Here is a 2,180-nt window from a genome sequence, read left to right as displayed (position 1 = left end):
TGCGCGGCACGGTGGACGGCATGATGCTGCAACCGGAGACCGACGACCTCACCACCTACCTCGCGGCCGACGAGGTGATCGACCATCAACACCCGCAGGTGCGGCGGCTGGCCACCGAGCTGTCCACCCCCGAGGCGGCCTTCCACTACGTCCGCGACCAGGTGTCGCACTCCGCCGACGCCGGCGCGTACAGCGGGACGTTCCGCGCCTCCGAGGTGCTGGCCGCGCGCAACGCGATCTGCCACGGCAAGTCCCACCTGCTGGCCGCACTGCTGCGGGCCCAGGGTGTGCCGACCGGCCTGTGCTACCAGCGGCTGGAGGACGGCGAGGGCGGCTTCGTGCTGCACGCCCTCAACGCCGTACACCTGAACGGCCGTTGGTCCCGCCTGGACGCCCGGGGCAATCGCGAGGGTGTGGACGCGCAGTACGACCTGGAGCGGGAGCGGCTGGCCTGGCCGGTCCGGCCGGAGCTGGGCGAGCGCGACTACCCGGAGGTCTTCGCAGCACCGCCGACCCCGCTGATCCAGGCCCTCGCCCAGGCGGTGCCGGGCCGCGCCGGTTTCGACTACCTCCCAAGCGAGCTGCCGACCGGGCAGCCGCGCGCGTAATCCAGCTCCGTGAGCCAGCCGTACCCCCTATGCTCCTCACGCGGCATCTCCACGCGCGTGCCGCGATGCAAACTGAATGGGGGCCCATGGAGACAGCAACCCTCCTCCTACTCGGTGCTGCTGGTGGCTCGTTACGAGTGCTGGTGGACCTCTACAACAGCACCATGGAGTGGCGGGAAGCTCGACGAGCGCATCGCCAGGCGAACGCCGATGAGCCGTCGGCCGGGGTGCCCGTCTTCCGGGACTTCGTGGATCTCTGGCCGGATCTCCTGGCAGCCGCGTTCCACACCGCGCTGGGGGCCGGCGCCGCCGCGATGTTCGGTAGCACGGGACAGATCAGTGGCGCCTACGCGGCGATCGCGGTGGGCATCTCCGCGCCTGCCGTCCTGGCCCACCTCGGCCAGGTGCAGAGCGTCAGGGAAGCGGTCGCCGGCGCCCCTTCCCCCGGATCGCTGGTCGGCCCCCGCCCCGTGACGGCCGGGCCCGACGTACGGGCCTCCCAGGAGCAGGAGAGCCCATGAGCACCGTGGACTCCTTCGGCCGCCGGGTGTTCGCAGCGGCGCTCGGAACCGGCGAACTCCGCCGTGGTGCGAGCCGTCGCGGCGTGCGCCCTCGCGGTGTGAGCCGGCGGCACTACGAGCCGTGGCGTCGCTGCTTGGCGGCTCTCCTGCGGGTCGACCTCCCCGCTGCCCCGTACGCCGGCACTCCTGCGATCTCCCGCGCCGGTGGCCACGGTGTCCTGCGGCCGCTGGCACTGTTCGTCGTGCTGCTCGGGGGGCCTGCGCTGATCGGGAGCGTTCTCGGCCGGGCTGGAGCAATCGTCGGGCTGCTCGCTGGGCTCACCGGCGTCCTGTACGCCTACCGGAGCAGCGACCGGCTCGCGCTGCGGGCCATGCGCGCCCGGCAGGCCGACGAATCGGAGGCGCCGCAGCTCTTCCAGATCGTCCGCGAGCTGTCCGAGGCCGCTGGTCAGCCCATGCCGGACATCTACGTTTCACCGACACCGGCCCCGAACGCCTTCGTCGTCGGCCGGAGTCGGCGGAATGCCGCCGTCTGCTGCACCGAGGGCCTCCTGTACGTCCTGAGCGAGCGGGAACTGCGTGGTGTCCTCGGTCATGAGCTGAGCCACATCCACAACCGCGACAGCCTGATCTCCTCCATGGTGGGCACGCTCGCCGGGATGGTGCTGTTCCTGGCGAGCATCCTCTGGATGCGTCCGCGTTCCGAAGACGAGGACGCCCTCGGCCTGGCCGGCACCCTGCTGATCGTCCTCCTGGGTGGGCCGTTCGCAGCCTCCCTCATCCGGCTCGCCGTGAGCCGCTCCCGCGAAATCGAGGCGGACTCGTGCGGTGCCGCGCTGACCGGTGACCCGCTCGCCCTCGCCTCGGCGCTCCGCAAGATCGACTCCGGTACGCGACGGTTGCCCCTCCCGGTCGAGCCCGGCCTTCAGGTGAGGGCGCACATGATGATCGCCGATCCCTTCCGGTCGGAGACGGCCGTTTCGAGGCTCTTCTCCAGCCACGCGCCGATGCCGGAGCGCATCGCGCGTCTGGAGCGGCTGGCTGCCGATCA

The 2,180-nt window shown here is 71.6% G+C and carries 3 protein-coding genes; all 3 read left to right on the top strand.

Going from position 1 to position 2,180, the window contains the following annotated elements; translation table 11 throughout:
• Positions 1-608, top strand: a 608-nt coding sequence (locus tag J0670_RS36430) for a transglutaminase family protein (protein WP_307806858.1), incomplete at its 5' end; no start/stop codon positions are given.
• Between the two features lie 86 nt (positions 609-694).
• The gene (locus J0670_RS36425; RefSeq protein WP_207817034.1) at positions 695-1,129 is read left to right on the top strand and encodes a hypothetical protein; all 435 of its coding nucleotides are present in this window, start codon (positions 695-697) and stop codon (positions 1,127-1,129) included.
• Positions 1,126-2,180: M48 family metalloprotease (locus tag J0670_RS36420; protein WP_207817032.1), on the top strand; the 1,055-nt coding region annotated here is incomplete at its 3' end. The genes J0670_RS36425 and J0670_RS36420, both read left to right, overlap by 4 nt.

The organism is Streptomyces sp. FH025 (assembly GCF_017427025.1).
Taxonomy (GTDB): Bacteria; Actinomycetota; Actinomycetes; order Streptomycetales; family Streptomycetaceae; genus Kitasatospora.
This window is presented reverse-complemented; position numbering and strand designations above follow the sequence as displayed.